This window comes from Nitratireductor kimnyeongensis (genome assembly GCF_019891395.1).
GTDB classification, from domain to species: domain Bacteria; phylum Pseudomonadota; class Alphaproteobacteria; order Rhizobiales; family Rhizobiaceae; genus Nitratireductor; species Nitratireductor kimnyeongensis.
Genome location: NZ_CP078143.1, coordinates 3,092,912 through 3,115,143, shown reverse-complemented (window position 1 = coordinate 3,115,143; position 22,232 = coordinate 3,092,912). Strand labels below are relative to the sequence as shown.

Sequence of the window (22,232 nt, the reverse complement as noted above, 5' to 3'; positions counted from 1 at the left end):
AATCACCTTTGATTCCTTATGGATGATTCGGCAGCAGGCGGAGCCGAATCACAGAACTGAACGAGGAACGAGGGAGCCCGTCGGATGGCGAAGGCAGGGGGGTGGGCTTTGCCCCTGATTGCGGGCATGGCTGCCGGGCCACGAACCCGACGCGCTAGGCGCATGGGACTGGCAGGCAACGCAAAGATTATTGCAGCTCCGGCCTATGAACGTCTTCTGGCCATCGAGCCCTATCTGCGCCGTTCGATCCCGGTTCTGATCATCATCTTTCTTCTGGTTTTGGCGGCAGCGCGGCTTCTCTCGCTCTTCACCTGGCGCGACGATATCGAACGCGATGCCCGAACCATGCTGGCGCTGGCCGCAGACTCTCTGGCCGCAAGTGTGGCAATAGACACGAGCGAGATGGCGTCCAGTCCCAGAGCGCGCATGCTGATCGAAGAGGCAATGCGCCGCGCCGGATCGGAGGATAAGCGTGTGCTCGCCCTCACCGACGAACATTTTGAGGTCCTGGCGAGCTCGCCCAACGGGCAAAATCTGGTTGGCCGTTCGCTGGAAGATGTTTTGACAGGTGGCCAGCCGCTCTTTCTGTTCGGCGCGCGGGCCGGAGTGATGAATGTGGAGATCGGGGGAGAGCCGTGGCTCGCTTCGCTGGTCCATGTCGCCGGTCAGGATGGCGCTGCGGTCGCCCTCACCTCGCGCGATAGCCTCTTTGCCGATTGGCGCCGTTCCGTGTCGATGAATGTCTCACTGTTTGCCCTGACGGCGGGCATCTTGATGGTCATCCTTTACGCTTATTTCAGCCAGGCAGCGCGCGCGCAGGCGGCCGACCGCATCTATATGGAGGCCCATCAACGGATCGATATGGCCATGGTGCGCGGCAAATGCGGTCTTTGGGACTGGGACATGGTGCGCGGAAAGATGTTCTGGTCGCGCTCCATGTTTGAAATGCTTGGTTATGAGACCACCGAGGAGATGCTTTCATTCGGCGAGGTAGCGGCGATCATTCATCCCGACGATGGCGATCTCTTCGATCTGGCCAACCGCATCATGGCGCGAGAAATTGACCACGTAGACCGTGTCTTCCGGATGAAACGCGCCGACGGGCAGTGGGTCTGGGTGCGGGCACGGGCGCAGGTCGTGGACCCCAATGCGCCTGAACTGCACCTGATCGGCATCGCCGTGGATGTGACTGAGCAGCGCACGCTTGTACAGCAGACGGAAGCTGCCGATCAGCGGCTGCGCACGGCGATCGAGAGCATCGGCGAATCTTTCGTGCTGTGGGATTACGCCGAGCGGCTTGTCATGTGCAACACGAAGTACAAACAGGATCTGGGGGTTGATGATAGCCTGATCGTCACCGGCGCACGGCGTCGCGATATTGAAGCCCTGGCGCCCGCATTCCGCTCCGAGCGCCGGCTGGCCATTCCTTCCGGCAATGGCAATGGCGCGACCTATGAGCGGCAGTTGGCGGACGGACGCTGGTTGCAGGTGACGGAGCTGAAAACGCGCGATGGCGGCACGGTTTCGGTCGGCACTGACATCACCCAACTCAAGCAGCATCAGGGCAAACTGGTGGACAGCGAGCGCCGGCTGATGGCGACCATTCACGATCTCAGCCTGGCGCGGCGCGCCGAGCAGGAACGGACGCGTGAACTCAGCGAGCTGAACCGAAAATACATGCGTGAAACCGAGCGCGCTGAAGCGGCAAACCGGGCGAAATCCGAATTCCTGGCCAACATGTCACATGAGCTGCGGACGCCGCTCAACGCGATTATCGGCTTCTCGGAAGTGATGGAGTCGGGCATGTTCGGACCGCTTGGCTCGGAACGCTACGAGGAATATGTGCGCGACATTTGTTCGAGCGGCTCCTACCTGCTTGGCGTCATCAACGACATTCTCGATATGTCGAAGATCGAGGCCGGCCAGTTCTCTGTCGATTGCGAGGAGATCGATTTGTGCCCGCTGATCCGGGAGACGGTGCGGGTGGTCGAATTGCAGGCGGCCGAGAAATCGATCGCCATGAAGATGGACATCCCCGAAAGGATGCAGGTCTTCGCCGACCGACGTGCAATCAAGCAGATCGTCATCAATCTGCTGTCCAACGCCGTCAAATTCACGGGCGAAGGCGGGCACATATCCTTACGTGCGCGCAAGGTCGGGCCGGCGGTCACGCTCACCATAGAGGATTCAGGGTGCGGCATCCCGCGGGATGCCTTGAAAAAGCTCGGCCGCCCCTTCGAACAGGTTCAAAATCAATTTTCCAAAAACCACACGGGCTCGGGACTTGGCCTTGCCATTTCCCGCTCGCTGGCAGAGTTGCATGGCGGGGTGCTCAAAATCCGCTCCACCGAGGGTGTTGGCACCATCGTATCGGTGCGTCTTCCCGCAGAAGAGCGAAAGAAGCCGGCGGTGGCTGCTTGAGTTGGAGCATCGGATCGAAAAAGGGCATCGGCTTTCGGAATATTCCGTTGCTCCATCAATAGTTTGCATCGTCCTTTGTGCCTTCGAACGGATGCACGGCGATCTAAGCGACTGATCCGACCAGTTCCGCAAACAGCCGGCGCACCCTCCCCGCCGTCTCCTCCACATGCGCCTCCAAAATGCCCAGTTCCGGCAGATCGGTCTGTCGCAACATGAGATCGGCAAAGCCGGGCGGCGCTTCATCCGGGTCAAAGCCGCCTTCGAGGCAAAGCCGCGTGGTCTGCGTGAGCGTCATATAGAGTTGATGCGCGTCCACGAGTTCCTGTCGCGCCTGAGGTGCGCAAAACGCCTCCGACAGGGAAGACAGCACCTCACCGGTGGCGGTCGTCTCGCTCTTGACCCGGGTGTTTCTGGTCAGCACGGCCACCTGCGCGATAAACTCCAGATCGATGAGGCCGCCCGGCACAAGCTTCAGGTCCCAGACGTCGCGAGCAGGCTTCTCCTCCTCCAGGAGCCGGCGCATCTCCGCTGCCTCGTTGCTAATTGTCGGTGTGTCGCGCGGCAGAGCAAGGATGTCGTGCACCTCCGTCTCCACACGTTCGATCAACGCCCGGTCGCCAGCGAAGGCCCGTGCACGCGTGAGCGCCATATGCTCCCAGGTCCAGGCGTCGTTGCGCTGATAGCGCGCGAAGGCGTCTATATGAGTGGCGACCGGCCCCTTGTTGCCTGACGGACGAAGCCGCAGGTCCAGCTCGTAGAGCACCCCTTCCGCTGTCGGCGCCGAAACCGCGGCAATCAACCTCTGGGTTAGACGCGTGTAGTACTCGGAGGGGGCCAGCGGCTTTTGCCCGTCCGAGTAATCGGCTGCCTCGTCGTGATCATAGAGCAGGATCAGATCTATATCCGACCCTGCCGTCAGTTCGCGGCTGCCGAGTTTGCCCATGCCAAGGATGGCAACACGCCCGCCGACTATCCGCCCATGACGCTCGGCGAAGTTTTCCACCACCGCTTCGAGGGCTGCCTCCACCGTGAGGTCCGCAAGATCTGAAAACGCCTTGCCGGCCCGCGCGGCATCGATGGCTCCGGTAAGGAGCCGGATGCCGATCAGAAACTTCTGCTCGGCTGCGAAAATGCGCAACCGGTCCAGGATCTCCTCGTAAATCCGGGCGCTCGCCAGAAAGGCTTGAAGCCGCTCGGAAAGATACGCCCGGTCGGGAAGCTCGGACAAAAGTGCGGGGTCCAGAAGCCCGTCAAAGACATGTGGTCGCTTCGTGATGATGGCTGCGAGGCGTGGCGCGGCGCCCATGATGCTGACCACCATGTTGAGCAACGCTGGATTGGATTGCAGCAATGAGAAAAGCTGAATACCGGCCGGCAGTCCGGCCAGAAACGTATCAAAGCGCAACAGTGCCTCGTCGGCGCGGCGGGTGCTTCCAAAAGCCTCCAGAAGCGCGGGCGTCAATTCCGTCAGGCGCTCGCGTGCCTCTGCCGATTGCGTTGCGCGGTAACGACCATAATGCCACCCTCGGATCACGCGGCACATGTCGCTTGGCCGTTCGAAGCCGAGTTCGCTCAACGTTTCCAGCGTGCCCGGATCGTCCACATCGCCGGTGAAGACCAGATTGCCAACGCCGCGCGAAAGCTGAGGCGCTGTCTCGAACAGGTCCGCATAATGCTGTTCGACCAGGCGGAGGCTTTCGCGGAAGGCTTCTGAAAACGCTTCTGCATCCTCGAAGGCGAGCAGATGCGCGATCCGCTCCAGTTCATCATCGTCTTCGGGGAGCGTATGCGTCTGCTCGTCCGCCACCATTTGCAATGCGTGCTCGACATCACGCAGGAACCAGTATTGGCGCGTCAGCGCCTCCCTCGCTTCCTCGTCAATCCAGCCGCAACGGGCGAGTTCTTCCAGCATGGAGACAGTGCGCCGTCCCCGCAACTCCGGGAAACGGCCGCCGGCGATCAATTGTTGGGTTTGAACAAAAAACTCGATCTCGCGGATACCGCCCCGCCCGAGCTTGACATTATGGCCACGCACCGCCACGGCCCCATGACCCTTGTGCGCATGGATCTGGCGCTTGATGGAATGGACATCGGCAATGGCCGCATAGTCCAGATATTTTCGCCATACATAGGGTTGCAGCTCTTTCAAAAAGCTTTCGCCCGCCGAAAGGTCGCCGGCAATCGGCCGGGCCTTGATCATCGCAGCCCGTTCCCAGTTTTGGCCGCGGCTTTCATAATAGTGCAGCGCCGCCTCGACAGGTATCGCCAGCGGCGTGGACCCCGGATCGGGGCGTAGCCGCAAGTCGGTGCGGAAAACATAGCCATGCTCTGTCCGGTCCTGAAGGATGCGCACCAACCTACGGGTCAGGCGAACAAAAAGGTCGATGGCCTCATAGGCCTCGACAATGGCCGGCGCGTGTGGGTCAACCAGAACAATCAGGTCGATATCGGACGAGAAGTTCAGCTCATTGGCACCAAGCTTGCCCATGCCAAGCAGGATCCAGCCGCTGCCTTCTGCCGGTTTGGTTCGATCGGGAAGTTTCAGTTTTCCTGCCCGATCCGCGTCGAGAAGCAAAAAATTAACGGCGGCACGGATGCATTTGTCCGCAAGTACGCTCAGACGCTCGGTCGTTCTGGCGGTATTGGCGACATCGGCGAGCCTGCATAGCGCGATGAGAAAATGCGCCTCCGCCTTGAGGTCGCGCAGCGCCTTCATCTGCCCACTTTCGCTCTGCTCCTCGGCAAAGGCACTCGCATCGATGCGCTCAAACAACATGTTGAGGCGATCGTCCGCTGACGCTTCGAACAGGGATTCAAGAGCGTGTGGATTGCGGCGTGCACAATCTCGCAGGAACGGTGAAAGCTCGAACACCGCCGAGAGAAAACCCGTTAATTCGGTGTTGCTTTCAAGCAGGTCACAGAGGCGTTCGCATTGAGCATCTTCAGCCGCTTCGCGGACCATCTCAAGCGCTTCGGCAGCCTCGTCCTGATCCACCGGCTTCAAAACAAGGACCGGCACTCCAAACCAAAGACTTCCGTCGGCAACCGCATCACGCCCCATCAAGGCCCCCTCTTCGGTCAAGCATTTCCGCTCGCCCGGCCACGTCAATCGGAGGCTTCGCGCTTCCTGAAGACCGTGTCAATTTTCCGTTTTGAAAGTTCAACGGGAAAGACCATTGTCACGACGAGACCGGGGTCGTTATCGGCGAGTTCAAGACGCCCACCATGGAATGTCATGACAGCCTTGGCAAGGCTGAGACCAAGGCCAGAACCCGGTTGAGTGCGGCTTTCCTCAAGACGCACGAAACGTTCAGTCACGCGGCGGCGATCCGCGTCGGGCACACCTGGACCATTGTCGCGCACCGTCAGCCGAATTTCGGAAGGACCGCTTTGGAGAGAAACCCGCACCGCCGGATTTTTGTCAAACCCCGCCGAATACTTGATCGCATTGTCGACGATGTTCGACAGGGCCTGCCCGATGAGTTCACGATTGCCCTGCATTGTCACGGCCCCATTGGCCTCAGCTTCAAGCGCCACGCCCTGTTCTTCGGCAAGTGCTTCGTAGAGTTCGACCACGTCTGCCAGGATGGCATGCAGATCGATGGTCGAGGTGGCCTCGGCGGAATATCCCGCCTCAAGCCGGGAAATCATCAAAATGGCGTTGAAGGTGCGGATAAGCTGGTCCGACTCTGCGATCGTGCGCTCCAGCGCAGCGCGATAGTCTGCTGTTTCCGGTTTGCCCGCAAGCGCGGCTTCCGCCCTGTTGCGCAGACGCGTCAAAGGTGTCTTGAGGTCATGAGCGATGTTGTCGGAAACTTCCCGCAGCCCTTCGTTCAAGGCTGCGATACGATCCAGCATCTTGTTCAGATTGTCCGAAAGACGATCAAACTCGTCACCCGCTCCCGAAACAGGCAATCGCCTGTTCAGATCACCACCCATGATGCTGCGGCTTGCTTCCGACACGCGGTCGATGCGCTTCAACGCACGGCGCCCGACAAAATACCAGATCAGCAGCGCACCCGCACACATGATGGCAAGCGTGACGACAAGGGCGCGCTGCATCACGCTACGGAATTTCTCAGGTTCGCCCAGATCCCGTCCGACCATGACGATGACCTGATTGGGCAGACGAAAGACGACCGCCATCGCCCTGTGCTCGCCACTGTTCGCCCGTGGTTCGAGACGGGCCTCGCCCTCTCCAAACCGGTTATAGGTGAACGGGCTCTCGGTCCAGCCCATCACGTCGAGCACGCCCGGTTGCAGGCTTTCCACATTGCCGGAGAGAATCCGCCCATTGGCGTCGGCGAGGAGATAGAGATTGGCGCCGGGCTGCCGCGCGCGCGATTCGATGACCCGAACGAGTAAGGGCAACCCGCCGCGGCGATAGGCGCGATCGAGACCGCGCACCTCCTCATTGATCGCTTCGCGTGTCTGCGTGACCAGCATGCGGGCCGAAAGCGAGGTCATGTAGATGACCAGAAACGTGGCACAGACGGCAAACAGGATCAGATAGAGCGCGGAGAGACGCGCCGCAGTCGTGTTGAGGATAGATAGAAGCCGCGCCATCAGTCCTTCAGCATGTAGCCGGCGCCACGCACCGTGTGAAGCAATGGCTTGTCAAAGCCTTTCTCGATCTTGCCGCGCAGACGCGAGATATGAACGTCGATGACATTGGTCTGAGGATCAAAATGATAATCCCAGACGTTCTCCAGAAGCATGGTCCGGGTCACCACCTGTCCGGCATGGCGCATCATGTATTCGAGGAGGCGGAACTCGCGCGGCTGGAGGATGATTTCCTGACCGGCGCGGCGCACCGTGTGCGACAGTCGATCGAGCTCGAGGTCCCCCACATTGTAAACGGTTTCGACATCCTTGGTCCCCGCCCGCCGGCGCAGCACTTCGATGCGAGCCAGCAGCTCGGAGAAGGCGTAGGGCTTGGTCAGATAGTCGTCGCCACCCGCGCGCAGGCCTGTCACACGATCATCGACCTCCCCAAGCGCCGAGAGGATGAGTGCGGGCGTGTCGTCGCCGCCCTCCCGCAATTCTGCGATAATGGAAAGGCCATCACGCCGCGGCAGCATCCGGTCAACGACGAAGACGTCATAGATACCGGTCTCGGCCATGGAAAAGCCGCTGTCACCGTCGCGAGCAATGTCTGCGGTATGACCGGCTTCGGCGAGAGCGTTCTTGAGATAGTCCGCCGCTTCCCGATCGTCTTCTATGACAAGAATCTTCATACGGTCGATATAATCCGCTCACCGATAAAACGTCTTCACGAAAACCCCGCCCGAACTCCGGCTCCCCCGAAGAAACTGGGGGGAACCGGAATGTCAGGATGATCAGCCTTCGCTGGTCGGAAGGGCAACAAAGCGGCTAGCCTCGTCGCGCTCGATCTGCACGAGAACGGCTTTCCGCCCTGCTTTTACGGCAGCAGCGACCGCGTTTTCGACATCTTTGCCCGTTTTCACCTTCTGGGAATTGACGGCGCGAATGATATCGCCCGGGCGGATACCGCGATCATCGGCCGGGCTGTCTGGTTCGACATCCGTCACCACCAGGCCATCACCATCCTCTGCCGGTGTGACCTTCAGGCCAAATTGAGCATCCACGGTGGCCGACGGGGTGTTGTCGCGCGCAGAAGCCATCGTCTCCACACCCGGCATCTCGGAGAGCGTCACCTTGACATTCTCCGTTTCACCGTCGCGCCATACCGTCACGTCGACCTCATTCCCCGGAGCAAACCCGGCGATTAGACGAGCGAGTTCCTTTGGCGATGCGACGGGCTTCTCGTCCACGGCGATGATGATGTCGCCGGAGCGGATGCCCGCTTTGGCTGCCGGTTCACCTTCCTGTGCATCGGCGACAAGCGCACCTTTTTCCTCGTCAAGGCCAACAGATTCAGCGATATCCTTGGAGACCGGCTGGATCTGCACGCCGAGCCAACCGCGCTCAACCGTACCGTCCTCGATCAGATCGCCCACAACCTGTTTTGCCACCGAGGCGGGTATGGCGAACGCGATGCCGACATTGCCACCCGACGGCGAGAAGATTGCAGTGTTGATGCCGACGACTTCGCCACTGAGATTGAAGGCTGGACCACCGGAGTTGCCGCGGTTCACGGCCGCGTCAATCTGGATGAAGTCGTCATACGGCCCGGCGCCGATGTCACGGCCGCGGGCAGAGACAATGCCCGCCGTTACGGTACCGCCGAGGCCAAAAGGATTGCCGACGGCGACGACCCAGTCACCCACCCGGACCTTCTCGTCATCGGCAAAGTCGACATAGGTGAACTTGCGCTCCTCTTCGACTTTCAGCACGGCAAGGTCGGTTCGCGGGTCGGTTCCGATGAGCTTGGCGTCGATCTCCGTGCCATCATCCATGACGACGGTAAAGTTGCTACCGCCATCGACGACATGGTTATTGGTGACAAGATAGCCATCTTCGGAAATGAAGAATCCGGACCCCTGCGAGACAGGACGGGGGCGCCGGCGCTCGGATCGGCGCTCCTGCTCGAACCCGCGATCACCACGGAACTCCCGGAAAAAGCGCTTCAGCGGATGCCCGTCAGGCAGCTCTTCAAAGCCTGGCATATCGAACAGACCCGGGTTGCCGCGGTTCGATGTCATCTCGACATCGGCCTTCACCCGTACGCTGACAACTGCAGGAGAGACCTTTTCCACGATGTCGGCAAAGCTTGGCGCCTGAACCGGCTGATCGAGCCGAACCGCTTCCGCCATAACGGGCGCCGTTCCGCTCGTCACCGCGCCCAGCCCTATCGCGCCGGCAATGGCGACGGAAGCGATGGTCGCCATCAGGCGCCCTTTCGTTCCACCGACAATGCCCTTTTCCGATGCCTTGTTTCCCGCGTCGTGATGCATGGCAACCTTATCCTCTTGGAAAAATTTCACTTCAGCGCGCAAACGCGTGTGGGCTTACGACATAGCAATCCGTACATTACAACGCCCTTTCCAGGCGATGAAATTTTCGTAATGTTTGCATCGTTTTTTCACGCGTCGCTGCGCACCGCGGTGTGGACGTGAACGAGGCTTTCGAGCGTTCTGTGGACCGGACATTTGCCGGCAATCTCGACCAGCTTATCGCGTATTTCGGGTGTTGTGGGCTTCTCTACATCGATAACCCGCTCAAATCTATCGATGCGCCCCTGTGCCTTCGCTGCCTGGGAGCAATCTTCGCAATCCCTGGCGTGGATTTTCTTATGAGAGACATCCACACTGATGCGTCCCAGGTCCAGCTTCTTGCGATCGGCGTAGAGACGCAAGGTCATCGTCGTGCAGGCACCAAGGGCGATGGACAGGAAATCATAAGGCGAAGGCCCGGTATCCAGACCGCCAAAACTCTCCGGTTCATCGGCAAAGAGACGATGTCTACCGGCTTGTACGGCATTCTGGAAAGTGCCCTGACCCGTCTCCATCACACGCACATGCTCAATCGACACTGCGCCCTGCGCCTCGTCGCCCGGCAAATAGCGTGAAAGCCAGCCAACGATGGCACTCGCTGCAAAGGCAGCGTCCTCAGCTCCGGTCAGCAGATGATCGCCTCGATCCAGTGAAATATAGCTTTTGGGGTGTTTCGCCGCGAGGAAAATCTGGGTCGCGTTGTCGATCCCGACGATCTCGTCTAGCGGAGCATGGAGGATGAGAAGCGGTTTACGCATGCCGGCGACAGCATCCAGAACTCTGTGTGACCGGACATCCTCGACAAACTGGGTCTTTACGCGAAACGCCCGCCCCCCCAATGAGACCTCCGCTTCACCGTCCTGCTGGATATCTTCCAGCGACGTGCCGAGATTTTTGAGCACATGCGCCGTATCTGAGGGTGCACCAATGGTCGCGACGGCCTTCACCGAGGGCAATCTTCCGGCAATGGCAAGGACGGCCGCTCCTCCAAGAGAATGGCCGATCAGCACGGACGGCGCTTCGTAATGCTCTTCAAGAAAGGCCGTAGCGCTGAGCAGATCCTCGAGATTGGTAGAGAAATTGGTCGATGCGAACTCACCCTCGCTTGACCCCAGGCCCGTGAAATCGAAACGCAGTACGGCTATCCCTGCCCGTGCCAGCTCGGCAGCGATGCGTCGGGCAGCGAGCAAATCCTTCGAGCATGTGAAGCAGTGCGCGAAGAGCGCATAGGCCCTGATTGGCCCATTGGGCAGATCGAGCCGGGCGGCGAGATCCGCACCGGAGTGGCCTTTGAACGTGAGCTTCTGGGTTATCGCCGTCATGGGGTCCCTTTCGCAACTATCCTGATCCTGCCATCTGGCAAATCGCTGTCAGGCTAAGCGGGTCAGGTTCCCCCGTACAGGGTTGCGGTGGGGAAACTCATTCACGCTCGTTCAAGATTTGGTCAAGCCGCTTCTTTTCCTCGGCACTCAGGCTGGAAACAACGCCGTCGGCCTTTCTGCGCCGCGCACTGGTGACAATCAGCACGCCCCCCATCGCCAGCAATATCACGGGCGCGCCCCAAAGCAGCGCGTTGCGATAGCTGAAGCGCGGTTTCAAAAGAACAAACTCCCCGTAGCGATCCACCACATAGGCGATCACCTCCTCATTGCTGTCACCTGTCTTCAGACGTTCGCGAACGAGCACCCGGAGATCGCGCGCAAGCTCCGCATCGGAATCGTCGATGGACTGGTTCTGGCAAACCATGCATCGCAGCTCTGCAGACAGCGCACGCGCACGCGCTTCCAACACCGGATTATCGAGGATCTCGTCAGGTTGGACCGCCAAGACAGGCTGAAGTGCCAGATTGAGAAGCCCCAATGCGGCGGTGAGCGCGCCAATGAACAACCGCCTCATGTCGCCCTCCCCTCTGCCACCGGCTTTCGGCGCGGCATCGGCGCGCCGACACGCAACCGACGATCGAGAAGCGACACCGTCCCGCCCACCATCATCACGAGAGCGCCAAGCCATATCAGCGTGACCATCGGCTTCCACCAAATGCGCACGACGATCTTGCCGTTGGGAGTCTGATCGCCAAGGGAAACATAAAGCTGGCTCAGGCCCAGCGTTCTGATGCCAGCTTCCGTGGTCGGCATCTGGCGAGCTGTGTAAAGACGCTTGGAGGAGACGACCTCGCCAAGGGGTTTTCCAGTCACCCGTGACAGAACGAAGGTTGCCTGATCTTCCGTATAGTTCGGTCCCGTGAAGGGACGCAGGCTGCCGAAACGCAGACTGTACCCCTGTATCTCCACCGTCTCGCCCGGCTGCATCGCGACGATTCGCTCGGTCTCCAATGTTGTCACAGAGATGATGCCGATTGTAGTCAGACCTATCCCCGCGTGAGCCAGCGCCGTTCCAAACACTGAGCGTGGCAGACCTTTGAAACGGCTGAAAACCACAGAAGGTGCAGCCTTGCCAAAGCCGGATTTGACAACGAGATCGGTCAAAGCTCCCAACACGAGCCAGACCCCCAGTCCAATGCCAAGTGCAGCCAGAACCGAAGCCCGGTCAACCAGAACGAAAGCAAGAAGCGCGACCGCGAGCGCGGCACCAAAAGCCCAGAAAAGTCTTTGGGACACTGCCCATAGATCCCCCCGTTTCCAGGCAAGGAGCGGGCCGAAGGGCACGATCACCAAAAGAGGAAGGATAAGAGGGCCAAAGGTGAGATTGAAGAACGGCGCTCCGACGGAAATCTTGTCGCCGGTCACGGCCTCGACCAAAAGTGGGTAAAGCGTGCCGATCAACACCGTCGCGGTCGCCGTCGTCAGAACAAGATTGTTGAGAACCAACGCCCCCTCGCGCGAGATCGGCTGAAAGAGGCCGCCCGGCGTCAGCGTTGCTGCCCTCCAGGCAAAAAGCGCCAACGATCCGCCAATGAACAGCACGAGAATCCCGAGAATGAAAACGCCGCGTGCCGGATCCGTGGCAAAGGCGTGAACCGAAGTCAGAACTCCGGAACGAACCAAAAACGTTCCCAGAAGCGACAGCGAGAATGTCAGGATTGCAAGAAGGACGGTCCAGATCTTCAGCGCCGACCGTTTCTCCATCACCAGAGCGGAGTGAAGCAGCGCCGTGCCTCCGAGCCAGGGCAGCAGTGAGGCATTCTCGACCGGATCCCAGAACCAGAAGCCGCCCCAGCCGAGCTCATAATAGGCCCAGTAGGACCCCATCGCGATCCCGCCGGTGAGGAACGTCCAGGCCGCGAGTGTCCAAGGCCGCACCCACCGGGCCCAGGCAGCATCCAGTCGGCCCTCGATCAGAGCAGCGATGGCAAACGAAAACGCAACGGAAAAGCCGACATAGCCGAGATAAAGCAAAGGCGGATGAACGGCGAGACCGATATCCTGCAGGATGGGGTTGAGGTCACGCCCTTCCATCGGCGCCGGATCGAGACGTGCGAACGGGTTGGAGGTCGCCAGAATAAATATGATGAAGGCGCAGCTGATCGCGCCCTGCACCCCGAGCACATTGGCACGCAGCGACAGAGGAAGGTTACGCCCGAAAACCGCCACCAGTGCACCAAAAAAAACAAGGATCAGAACCCACAGGAGCATCGATCCTTCATGGTTCCCCCATGTGCCGGTGATCTTGTAGAGAAGCGGCTTGGCCGAGTGCGAGTTCTCCCAGACGTTCAATACGGAAAAATCCGATTGGATATAGGCGGATGTCAGCGCCATGAAGGAGAGTGCCACCAGCAGAAAGTTGGTCATGGCCGCGGGCTCACCCACGCGCATCAGCGTGTCGTTTTTGAACTGCGTCCCGATGATGGGCACCGTCATTTGAACCAGCGCCAGCGCAAAGGCGAGGACAAGGGCAAAATGACCGAGTTCAATGCTCATTGTCTCATCCACTCCTATCGACCCGTTCTGGCTGGTCCTGACGCGTCACAACGGCGTCAGTCTTCCTGCCAGACACCCTTTTCCTTGAGACTGTCGGCCACTTCGCGCGGCATGTAATTCTCGTCATGCTTGGCAAGCACGGTATCGGCAACAAAGATCTGGCTCTCGTCGAAAACGCCCTCGGTCACCACTCCCTGTTCCTCGCGAAAAAGGTCGGGCAGGATGCCATTGTAACGCACCCTCACCGTGTCGCTTCCGTCGGTCACCGCGAAGCGCACATGGGTATCGTCGGAACGCTCGATCGATCCCTTTTCCACGAGACCGCCAAGACGGATGCGTTGGCCGGCAGCAACCGGGTTTTCCGCCAGATCTCCTGGCATGTAAAAATAAGATGTCTGTTCGCCCAGAGCATACAGCGTAAGCCCGGTGGCAGCTCCAAGAAAGCCGATGGCGCCTGCAATTATCGCCAGCCTTTTTTGTTTCCGTGTCACATCCAACCTATTCGATTGTTACGCCAAGATTGGCCGCGAACCCCTTCAGTTCTGCACTTTCGGGCGCTTTATCGCCGAAGGCCGCCACGGCCCGCTCAAGCGCTTTTTTCGCTGCCTCCGGGCGCTGCAGCACAATGTATGAACGGATGAGACGCCGCCAGCCTTCCAGATCGGAAGGATTTTCGCGCAGTTTCTCGTCCAACCCTGTCACCATGCCCTCGATCATCGCCTGACGATCCGTCTCGGAAAGGTCGGAAGCAGCAGCCACCTCGCCTTCCGTGGGGCCGCGAGCAGAAGCAGCCCCGCCACCAGATTGCGCCAAGGCCTGCTGTGCTGCCTCTCGCCACGGGGAGGCTTCCGGAAGATTGTCCAGCATCCCCCGCCAAATTGTCTGCGCGTCCTCGGTCGCGCCTTCCTGTGCACGCGCCAACCCTAGGAAAAATCGCGCTTTCGGCTCCTTTGGATCAAGCGCAAGCGCCTGCTTGAAAATCCCTTCTGCCTCCGCGGTCACCATGCCACGCGCAGCACCGACCATCGCCTCTCCGAGCGTCGCCTTCAGGTCAGCTGTCTCGCTTGAGAGCCGCATGATGTTCTTTAGGGCAGTCTGGGCATCTGCGAAACGTCCCAGTCGCATATAAACCGGAGCGAGCACCTGCCATCCGCGCGCATCGTCAGGGTTGGCCGCCAAGTGGGTCTCTGCCCGTGCGACCAAATCGCCGATAGGCGCATCGGCGGGCCCTGCCGGTGCTCGTGTATGCAAAGGTTGCGCAGGCATGCCAGGCGAACCGGTGAGCACGTAAAGCCCCCAACTCACCAAGGGGATCGCAAGAACCGCAGCGGCAGCCGTCAGCCGGGTGACACGCCGATTGGCGGTGTTCTCAACGCGATCGCCAGCGGTGTAGGAGACTTGTAAAATGCGGCGGCTGATTTCGGCGCGGGCCTGTTCGGCTTCCTGCTGGCCAATCAAACCGCGCTTCGCGTCACGTTCGACCTCCCCAAGCTGATCGCGATAGACCTCGATGTCATGGGCGCGCGCATCTTCAGCAGCATCCTGGCGCACGGTAAAGGGTCGCAGCACTGCGCAGGCGGCAACCAAAGTCAGAAAAGCTGCAAAGATCCAGAACAACATGGATCCTAAATAGCTGGCGGGGAACGCGCTGCCAACTCGGCCCACCTGCGGCCATTTGGCAAACTGGCCGCGCTTCGTTCCCCGACTGGAAAATTATTGTTGCGGAAGATCTTATCCCAGCAGCATCCAGCTTCCATCCTCGTTGCGGCAAGCAGTTCCCCGCGCTTCACGCGGTGTCCCGTTGATCTCGATGGTGTGGGTATATTGCCGGCAGTCCTGAGAGCCAACGCGATAAGGCTGCGCCGCGCGCACAGTTCCAGTCCGGCCTGAACCGGTATCCTGCCACGAAACGTCCTGTCCGGCAGGTGTACTCTCAAGCGCCTTGTACTCTGCCTCTATCGCGAGGCGCTTTTGCCGGCGTGACAACGCCGTGCCAAAGTCGCCACCAATCAGGCCGCCTCCCTCCATGCCCAGTATGGCTGAACTGTCGGCCGTCGCCTGGGATGCCGCAAACTGATTGGGCTCGAGTTGTGCACCCGACATACCGCTGCTCAGGCAGCCGGACAAAATTGCGGATAGCGCTACTGCAAAAACTGCTGAGAGTTTCATTAATACCAATGGTCCCCTGAGACACACTTGTCGTTTGCAAGGTATTTAAAGCGTCGGTGCGGCCCAATTTGGGCAACTTTGCTCAACTGGCACCCTGAGCTTCCGCACGAGGCAGGGCAACAACAACTTTGAGCCCACCAAGCGAGGATCGTTCCAAAGCGAGAGAACCACCATACTCTTCCACCAGATCCGCCACAATCGCAAGTCCGAGCCCGGTTCCAGGTTTGGTTTCATCGAGCCGGCGACCCCGCGTCAACGCTTCCCGCGCCCTCTCCTCGGGAATACCCGGGCCGTCATCTTCGATGACGATGAGAACCCCACGGCCATCGCCCTGTAATTCGCCGTCCCTGGCAGACAGGCAAACGCGTGTTCGGGCCCATTTCATGGCATTTTCCATAAGGTTGCCGCTGATTTCCTCGAGATCTTCCCGTTCTCCGGCAAAGACCAGAGGATCATCGGGAAATTGAACATCGAGGTCGATCGTGGGATTGAGCTTGCCCATGACCCGCGCCATGCGCTCGAGCGGTGCCTTGACCGGGGTGCGGAAGACAAGACTGTCGCGCTGGGCCGCGGCCCGCGCCCTTTGAAGATAGTGATCGAGCTGTTGTTGGAGCGCGGTGGCCTGGGCAGTGATCAGCTTTCCCCGTTCACCGCCAACCGCGTGCCCCTCGTTCATGAGAACAGCCAGAGGAGTCTTCAGGGAGTGCGCGAGATTGCCAACCTGCTTGCGTGAGCGCTCGACGATGCGCCGATTGTTATCGATCAGTGCATTCGTCTCGTCCGCCAGCGATTCAATTTCGGTCGGGAACGCACCCTCCAGTCGCTGAGCCGAGCCTGCCCGTATGTCCGACAATGCCCGCTGGACACGGTTGAGCGGGCGCAAGCCATAAAGAATGGCGAAAACATTGATGGCAATCATCCCAAGGCCGAAAATTGCCAGATAGCCGTAAAGTCTGCGAACAAATTGGCTGACTTCGTCCTCCAGTTCGCTTCGGTTGCCCATCACACGAAAACGCGCCACCTGCCCTTGGTCGCCCACTACCAGTTCGGCCTCCACCACCTCGATCGTCTCGCCGCCCGGCCCCATGGCCATGTAGCTGCGTTGAAAGCCGCTGTTGAACGGCACATCATTGATGCTCGGGGATGGTACAGGCTTGGCCAGAGAGGGCGAACGCAATGCTCTGCCCAGGTCGCTGGTTACCGGTTCCACCGCCCAGTACCAGCCGGATTGGGGTTGCAGAAAACGCAGATCATCGAGATTGGGGCTGCCCTGCAAGGTACCGTCTTCCGCGACGCCCACAGAGCCGATGACATTGTTGAGGTAAGCAGACAGGACGCTATCGAAACCGCGTTCTGAAACCTGACGAAACAAGGCGGAGATGATGGTTGCGATGACGACCAGTGCGATGATCGCCCAGAAGGAAGAAAAAGCGATAACGCGGACCGCCAGCGAGCGGGACACAATCCGCATGAGGCCAGACTGCTTCTGCTGTTCCGCCATACCGGGAGAGCCTACCCGGCATCCGGTTCGCGCAATCGATATCCCATACCGCGCACAGTTTCGATCAGGTCGGCATCTCCGAGCTTCTTGCGCAGGCGACCGACAAAAACCTCGATTGTGTTGGAATCCCTGTCAAAATCCTGATCGTAAAGATGCTCGACGAGCTCCGTTCGGGAAACAACCGTATCGCGGTGATGCATCAGATAGGCGAGCAGACGGTATTCGTGCGAGGTGAGTTTCAGCGGAATCCCGTCGACATCCGCCTTCGAGGCTCTGGTGTCGAGGCGTACCGGTCCGCAGCGCAATTCCGTTGAAGCATGACCTGCTGCTCGCCTGATGAGCGCGCGCAGCCGCGCCAGCACTTCCTCGATATGGAACGGCTTCGTCACATAGTCGTCGGCCCCGGCGTCGATTCCGGCCACCTTGTCGCTCCAGCGGTCGCGGGCGGTGAGAATCAAAACGGGCATTTTGCGGTCATCCTGACGCCAGCGTTCGAGCACACTGATCCCGTCCATCTGCGGGAGACCGATATCGAGAACCACCGCATCATAGGGCTCCGTGTCGCCGAGAAAATGCCCCTCTTCCCCGTCAAACGCCTTGTCTACCACGTAACCGGCATCAGTCAGCGCATCGCATATCTGCCGGTTCAGGTCCTTGTCGTCTTCGACAACGAGAATGCGCATGAACCCCTCAACATGTTTGTTTCAAAAATTCGGCTTTGTCGCTTCCACCCTGCGACGTCAGTTTGCGGGCACCACGAATTCGGCCCGTTTCGGGCGCTCGCCATTTCCCCCTGGTATAACCACAACGACCCGGCACACCGTCTGCCCTCCACGGTTTTCCGGCGTCGCCTGAACCAGTGTCCCGCCATTTTGGGAGGCGACCCGGGAGCCAACGGAGTAACAATCCACACCCGATTGGGCCGGAGATGGCGTGGGCCAGATCATCGCCGGCAGAAGCGCCAGTGCGACGAAGAAGCCAAGTTTATATGTGCGGTGCCAGAACATGTCTCTGATGTAACCTATCGAGGCTGAATAGGAAATGAACGGTATGTCATTTTACCCCCACCCAGCCCCGTATGATTCCGTGTTGGTTTTAGTCACAACAGCGGCGCAGACACTTCACTTCGCCACTGCTAGAGCGGCTCAGCGGATAAGGCTGCGGGCCTGAACTCTGCCGAAGATGGCAATCAATCCTGAGATTGCGGTGATTACCCGCAAGAGTTCGTCCGACACGGCGGAACTGTCGATATCCCCCAAAGGATATCCAAGCATGCTCGCAGCCGCAGCTGCAATCGTCACCATGGACGCCCAGATCGTCCGGGAGAGGTACCAGGGCTTGCTGTCACTCATCGTTCTTCCTTTCTTTCATTGCACACTCAACCGGTGAAGATAATCGTTGCGGGCAATCCTGGGCCGACCCGTTCGCTGAGCTGGCGGATCGTGAAACGGAGGTTCGGCGACGCCTCTGCAAAATCCTCGGCCTTCATTTCCGATGTGTAAGTCCAGCTTGCCGTCGTGGAGGTGGCGCTGCGCACGACAGTCCCGCTGCTCCCTGCCACGTCGATGCGATAGCGTTCATTCGTCTCGCCCAGGGGTACGTCCTCACCCAGCCAGTTATCAGCATCAACACGCCCTCGTCTCACCCAGGACAGAACCACCGCCTCCGTGGCGGTTTTCCGCGCTCTGAGGTGGACCGGAGACAACGGCACGAGCGCACGCATCCCGCCCGCAACCCGTGTCTGGAAGAAGCGCGTGCTGCCGAGAGCTGCCCCTGCTGGTCCGATACGCCAATTGCGTTCAAGACCGATTTCAGCAGCCCGCAGTCCCGCTGCCTGCACAGCCTGGTCAAGCAAGACAAATCCGGCTCCGGCTGGTGCGCCTGCTTTCATGGCGTCATCGGTTCCCAGTTGCCCCCGCAACAGGCCGCCGAGTTGCCACACAGACGGTTCAACCTCTTCAGCTGTGGTGAACTGCAAGACCTCCCAGACACCCGCCTCACTAAATACGGCAGCCGCGTTTGCACCATTGAGGATTTGAGCCGGCGAAACACTCTCCAATGCGCCGGACAATAGTTCCACTGTGATCGTCCGGCTCCTATCCTGCCGCCCCAAGACGCCGCTCCCGAGTCCTTGTTTGAGGAACCCGATGGTGGCACGCTTTTCAATCCGGCTCCTCATTTCGAAGCCGCTTTCCTCAGGCGAGGCAAATGCGACATGACTGTTCCACGGGGCGGAATGAACCGCGAGCCTGAACTGCTCGTGACTTTCGCGTGTGCCGGGCTGCCACGGCAGATCGAGCATCAAGGCAAATGCAGCACTTTCCTCTTGTTCGGAATTGTCGGCTGGTGGTGACGGCGCCGCGCCCACCGCCGGCGACGGGTTCGCAAGCACACGCCGCGCCTTGATCCGACGCAACAGGCCGTCTTCCAGCTCAGTGACGAGATATCGACCCGCTCCCAGAACCTCGGGGAGATGAACGATCATGCCTGGCTCTATGCCATACTCCGAAGGCGGCAGGACGAACTGGGCTTCCTCCCGTGCAGCCCAATGGCGAAAAAGCCATTCCTTCGCCTGGATTTCAGCTTCGGGCGCAGTCAACACGCCCGGGAAACTGAGAAAATGGGTTCTTCGTCCCTTCGCACCGATATGCGCCACACGTTTCGTGGCAGCCTGGTGATCGCGCATCTCGTCACGGAAATCCAGATGCAATTCGGCAGGCAGGGCATGATCGGGCTCCCGCATCCGCTCCACCGCCGCACCGTCATCTTGCATGGCCAAATCCGCGATCTCTCGCGTATCGCCCAGAGCGGAAGCGAGCGAACGGAAACTGAGTTTCCCTTCCTGCTCATGAGCACCAATGCCAAACAGATCGAGGATCGGTTCCAGCGCCGCCCGAGCAGTGGTCGGATTGGCGATCACATATCCGGAAACCCAACCGTCTGCGTTCGCTGTTTCGCCTCTCTCCAGTCCGTGATCGTCCAATATGGCGTTAATCAGATCACCGGCGGTTGCGCTGCTTGCACGACCATTCAGCCAATGCCCGGTCGCCCAATTGCCACCGTCTCCCCAAACACCCGTTCGAACCGGAAACGCCGGGAAAGGACGCGCATCCCAGGCCCAAAGGCTGAACATTTGCGGATCGACCATGGGGGCTTGGTAAACCGGTGAAACGGGGTTGTGCGGGCCCGTTTCGGCCCAATAGTCATAATGCGCCTCGAGCAGCCGATGCTGGGCCAGATCCGAGCGTCCGCCATTGGAGAAATGCGGCAACGCATTCTCCGAGGATTTCGCATCCGGAAACACATTCGGCTGGTTGGGACCCTTGTCGACCGCAGGGCAACCGAGCTCGGTAAAGATGAGTGGTTTTGACGCTGGAATCCAGGCGGTTGGAAGAGCCTGCTCAACCCCGCCGAGCCGGTCAAAATGCGGGTTCGACCACCATGCAACAAGATCTTTGTATCGGAACACCCAGGGTTTTCCGTAAGCGCCGTCTGTTATGGGCGTACGGAGCCGGGCACGCCGATCTGCCTCGCTGGCATAAAACCAGTCAAAGCCCTCGCCCGCGGCAATGCTCTCCCTGAGCCCCAGCGGGTCGTAGGGTCCATAGAAGCCATCCGGATTGCCGCCCGCTTGATCTTCATCGCGCCAGTCCGAGAGCGGCATGTAATTGTCGATACCCACCGCATCGATGGCATCGTCCGCCCACAAAGGGTCAAGGTGAAAAAACACGTCACCGCTTCCGTCGGCAGGCTGATGCCCAAAATATTCGGTCCAGTCGGCGCCATAGGTAATCGTGGCTCCCGCTCCCACAATTGCGCGCACTTCATTGGCCAGGCCCCTCAACCCCTCAACGAAAGGGTACTGGCCGTTCTGATCACGCAACTGGGTTAGTCCGCGCAGTTCCGAACCGATGAGAAATCCGTCCACGCCGCCAGCCATGGCAGCCAGATGGGCATAGTGAAGCAAAAAACGTCGATAACCCCATTCATCGGGATCACCGATGAAATCCACCGTATCCTCTCCAAGTATGTAAGCTGCCGCGTCGGCATCTCCCAGCAGAGCGGCGACCTGCGCATCAGCCGCCGCGGTTTTGTCCGCAGTCCCAGGACGCCCCGGTGCCGGGTAACATGTAATCCGCCCCCGCCATGGGTAAACGGGCTGATGCATCCCACCGTCCGGACTGGGAAGATCGTTGCCGGCGGGCACATCCATCATAATGAACGGGTAGAGCCAGACCTTTAGCCCCCGCGCCCTGATCGCCCTGATCGCAGCCACCACCGTATGGTCGGACGGCGTCCCTCCATAAGCAGCCCCCTGCTCGGTGTAGGAAACGACTTGGGCGTCCTCGCGCTCCAGGCTCGAAACGCTCCATTTCTCGTTTCGCCCGCTGCCCGAGAAGTGATCGAGAAATGCCGGCGGCACCCCCATCTGCTCCCAGATTTCCTCCCAGTCCAGTGGAAACGTGCTGCTCCCGTGCGAACTCACCATAGGTTTGATCTGGCAGTGCCCTGCCCTTAGATCCGTTCCGAACCAGGACACGACAAGCGATATGCTCTTGAGGTTCGGCATCAGTGCCTGCAACTCATCCAGCGAGGCTTCGAAATCGCTTTCGGCGACCCGCGTATTGCGGTTGACGACCGTGTGTTTTCCCGGACTGTTGCGAATTTCGACCGCTTTCGGAGAAAGGCCAAACTCGGTGGAGCCCGGAATAAGCGCCACGGAACCAACCTTCGCATTCAACGTGGCAACCGGCCGGAGCACTTCAAACTGAAGCTGAGGGATTCGTCGTCCGTAGTCATCGATTGGCATGCGGTCGATCACCACATAGGCAGTTCCGCGATAGGCCGGCGCATTGCCGGCACCTTGCTTTGCCTCGATCAGCGGATCGGGCATTTGGTCCTCAGTGCCGCGGTAAACCCGGATATTGACCCTGCTTTGATCCACTTCCTCGCCGTCAGCCCAGATGCGACGAACGCCGGCAATCTCCCCATCGCAGATCGCAAAGGCGGCGTTGGCGAAATAGGAGTACGTGGTTGCTTTCGGCCCACCCTTGCCGCCCTGGCGCTCCGTGGTGCTGGTTTCTTCGAAACGCGTTGCCCAGATCAGCGTGCCGCCTGTGCGCACGGTTCCATAAAGTCTGGGCAAGGGAGAGCCTTCCTCCCCGGAAAATGGTCTTGCTGCGGAAAGCCGGGGGCCTTCGTAGTGCTGTGCCCCTCCGAAAAGAGCCCTATCGACCACATAGCCGGCCAGGGCGCCCGCAGCGGTTCCCAGCGTCACGCCGACAGGCCCGAGAAAGCCACCGAGGAACGCACCGGCAGCCTGCAAGACGAGTGTAGCCATATGTT

The 22,232-nt window shown here is 59.8% G+C and carries 15 protein-coding genes; 1 reads left to right on the top strand and 14 read right to left on the bottom strand.

Going from position 1 to position 22,232, the window contains the following annotated elements; translation table 11 throughout:
* Positions 1–84: 84 nt before the first annotated feature.
* Entirely contained in the window at positions 85–2,421 is a 2,337-nt protein-coding gene (locus KW403_RS14780) for a PAS domain-containing sensor histidine kinase (protein ID WP_223020213.1), read from the top strand.
* A 103-nt stretch (positions 2,422–2,524) separates the two neighbouring features.
* Here the strand turns inward: KW403_RS14780 and KW403_RS14775 are convergent, their stop codons facing one another.
* The 14 genes from KW403_RS14775 to KW403_RS14710 form a co-directional block, all read right to left on the bottom strand.
* Positions 2,525–5,482 (bottom strand): bifunctional [glutamine synthetase] adenylyltransferase/[glutamine synthetase]-adenylyl-L-tyrosine phosphorylase, encoded by a 2,958-nt coding sequence (locus KW403_RS14775; RefSeq protein ID WP_223020212.1) that lies wholly within the window; start codon positions 5,480–5,482, stop codon positions 2,525–2,527.
* Positions 5,483–5,526: 44 nt separating this feature from the next.
* Positions 5,527–6,987: a sensor histidine kinase gene (locus KW403_RS14770; RefSeq protein WP_223020211.1), complete on the bottom strand. Its 1,461-nt coding sequence runs from the start codon at positions 6,985–6,987 to the stop codon at positions 5,527–5,529.
* The gene (locus KW403_RS14765; protein WP_223020210.1) at positions 6,987–7,658 is read right to left on the bottom strand and encodes a response regulator transcription factor; all 672 of its coding nucleotides are present in this window, start codon (positions 7,656–7,658) and stop codon (positions 6,987–6,989) included. The genes KW403_RS14770 and KW403_RS14765 overlap by 1 nt, the downstream gene beginning before the upstream one ends.
* Before the next feature lie 102 nt (positions 7,659–7,760).
* Positions 7,761–9,299, bottom strand: a complete 1,539-nt coding sequence (locus KW403_RS14760; protein ID WP_223020209.1) for a DegQ family serine endoprotease — start codon at positions 9,297–9,299, stop codon at positions 7,761–7,763.
* A gap of 128 nt (positions 9,300–9,427) precedes the next feature.
* On the bottom strand, positions 9,428–10,660 hold the full coding sequence (locus KW403_RS14755; protein ID WP_223020208.1) for a bifunctional alpha/beta hydrolase/OsmC family protein: 1,233 nt from the start codon (positions 10,658–10,660) through the stop codon (positions 9,428–9,430).
* Positions 10,661–10,757: 97 nt separating this feature from the next.
* Positions 10,758–11,234 carry a cytochrome c-type biogenesis protein gene (locus KW403_RS14750; RefSeq protein ID WP_223020207.1) on the bottom strand — a complete coding sequence of 159 codons (477 nt, stop codon included), beginning with the start codon at positions 11,232–11,234 and terminating at the stop codon, positions 10,758–10,760.
* Positions 11,231–13,216, bottom strand: coding sequence for a heme lyase CcmF/NrfE family subunit (locus tag KW403_RS14745; RefSeq protein WP_223020206.1), 1,986 nt, complete (start codon positions 13,214–13,216; stop codon positions 11,231–11,233). Before KW403_RS14745 ends, KW403_RS14750 begins: the two co-directional genes overlap by 4 nt.
* Positions 13,217–13,272: 56 nt before the next feature.
* Positions 13,273–13,707 (bottom strand): cytochrome c maturation protein CcmE, encoded by a 435-nt coding sequence (ccmE, locus tag KW403_RS14740; RefSeq protein WP_223020205.1) that lies wholly within the window; start codon positions 13,705–13,707, stop codon positions 13,273–13,275.
* A 7-nt stretch (positions 13,708–13,714) separates the two neighbouring features.
* The gene (ccmI, locus tag KW403_RS14735; protein ID WP_223020204.1) at positions 13,715–14,836 is read right to left on the bottom strand and encodes a c-type cytochrome biogenesis protein CcmI; all 1,122 of its coding nucleotides are present in this window, start codon (positions 14,834–14,836) and stop codon (positions 13,715–13,717) included.
* Between the two features lie 111 nt (positions 14,837–14,947).
* The gene (locus KW403_RS14730; RefSeq protein WP_343224038.1) at positions 14,948–15,319 is read right to left on the bottom strand and encodes an RT0821/Lpp0805 family surface protein; all 372 of its coding nucleotides are present in this window, start codon (positions 15,317–15,319) and stop codon (positions 14,948–14,950) included.
* A gap of 148 nt (positions 15,320–15,467) precedes the next feature.
* Positions 15,468–16,856: an ATP-binding protein gene (locus tag KW403_RS14725; RefSeq protein ID WP_281425599.1), complete on the bottom strand. Its 1,389-nt coding sequence runs from the start codon at positions 16,854–16,856 to the stop codon at positions 15,468–15,470.
* A 41-nt stretch (positions 16,857–16,897) separates the two neighbouring features.
* Positions 16,898–17,569, bottom strand: a complete 672-nt coding sequence (locus KW403_RS14720) for a response regulator transcription factor (RefSeq protein ID WP_223020202.1) — start codon at positions 17,567–17,569, stop codon at positions 16,898–16,900.
* Between the two features lie 462 nt (positions 17,570–18,031).
* Positions 18,032–18,238, bottom strand: coding sequence for a hypothetical protein (locus KW403_RS14715; RefSeq protein ID WP_223020201.1), 207 nt, complete (start codon positions 18,236–18,238; stop codon positions 18,032–18,034).
* A gap of 26 nt (positions 18,239–18,264) precedes the next feature.
* The gene (locus KW403_RS14710; RefSeq protein WP_223020200.1) at positions 18,265–22,227 is read right to left on the bottom strand and encodes a baseplate multidomain protein megatron; all 3,963 of its coding nucleotides are present in this window, start codon (positions 22,225–22,227) and stop codon (positions 18,265–18,267) included.
* Positions 22,228–22,232: the final 5 nt, after the last annotated feature.

What these genes read in the sequence shown, in the direction of transcription:
- KW403_RS14715 (WP_223020201.1), bottom strand. Translation starts at nt 18,238, where the DNA reads ATGAGTGACAGCAAGCCCTGGTACCTCTCCCGGACGATCTGGGCGTCC.
- KW403_RS14755 (WP_223020208.1), bottom strand. Translation starts at nt 10,660, where the DNA reads ATGACGGCGATAACCCAGAAGCTCACGTTCAAAGGCCACTCCGGTGCG.
- KW403_RS14710 (WP_223020200.1), bottom strand. Translation starts at nt 22,227, where the DNA reads ATGGCTACACTCGTCTTGCAGGCTGCCGGTGCGTTCCTCGGTGGCTTT.
- ccmI (WP_223020204.1), bottom strand. Translation starts at nt 14,836, where the DNA reads ATGTTGTTCTGGATCTTTGCAGCTTTTCTGACTTTGGTTGCCGCCTGC.
- KW403_RS14730 (WP_343224038.1), bottom strand. Translation starts at nt 15,319, where the DNA reads ATGTCGGGTGCACAACTCGAGCCCAATCAGTTTGCGGCATCCCAGGCG.
- KW403_RS14745 (WP_223020206.1), bottom strand. Translation starts at nt 13,216, where the DNA reads ATGAGCATTGAACTCGGTCATTTTGCCCTTGTCCTCGCCTTTGCGCTG.
- KW403_RS14780 (WP_223020213.1), top strand. Translation starts at nt 85, where the DNA reads ATGGCGAAGGCAGGGGGGTGGGCTTTGCCCCTGATTGCGGGCATGGCT.
- KW403_RS14760 (WP_223020209.1), bottom strand. Translation starts at nt 9,299, where the DNA reads ATGCATCACGACGCGGGAAACAAGGCATCGGAAAAGGGCATTGTCGGT.
- KW403_RS14775 (WP_223020212.1), bottom strand. Translation starts at nt 5,482, where the DNA reads ATGGGGCGTGATGCGGTTGCCGACGGAAGTCTTTGGTTTGGAGTGCCG.
- KW403_RS14725 (WP_281425599.1), bottom strand. Translation starts at nt 16,856, where the DNA reads ATGCGGATTGTGTCCCGCTCGCTGGCGGTCCGCGTTATCGCTTTTTCT.
- KW403_RS14765 (WP_223020210.1), bottom strand. Translation starts at nt 7,658, where the DNA reads ATGAAGATTCTTGTCATAGAAGACGATCGGGAAGCGGCGGACTATCTC.
- KW403_RS14750 (WP_223020207.1), bottom strand. Translation starts at nt 11,234, where the DNA reads ATGAGGCGGTTGTTCATTGGCGCGCTCACCGCCGCATTGGGGCTTCTC.
- KW403_RS14770 (WP_223020211.1), bottom strand. Translation starts at nt 6,987, where the DNA reads ATGGCGCGGCTTCTATCTATCCTCAACACGACTGCGGCGCGTCTCTCC.
- KW403_RS14720 (WP_223020202.1), bottom strand. Translation starts at nt 17,569, where the DNA reads ATGCGCATTCTCGTTGTCGAAGACGACAAGGACCTGAACCGGCAGATA.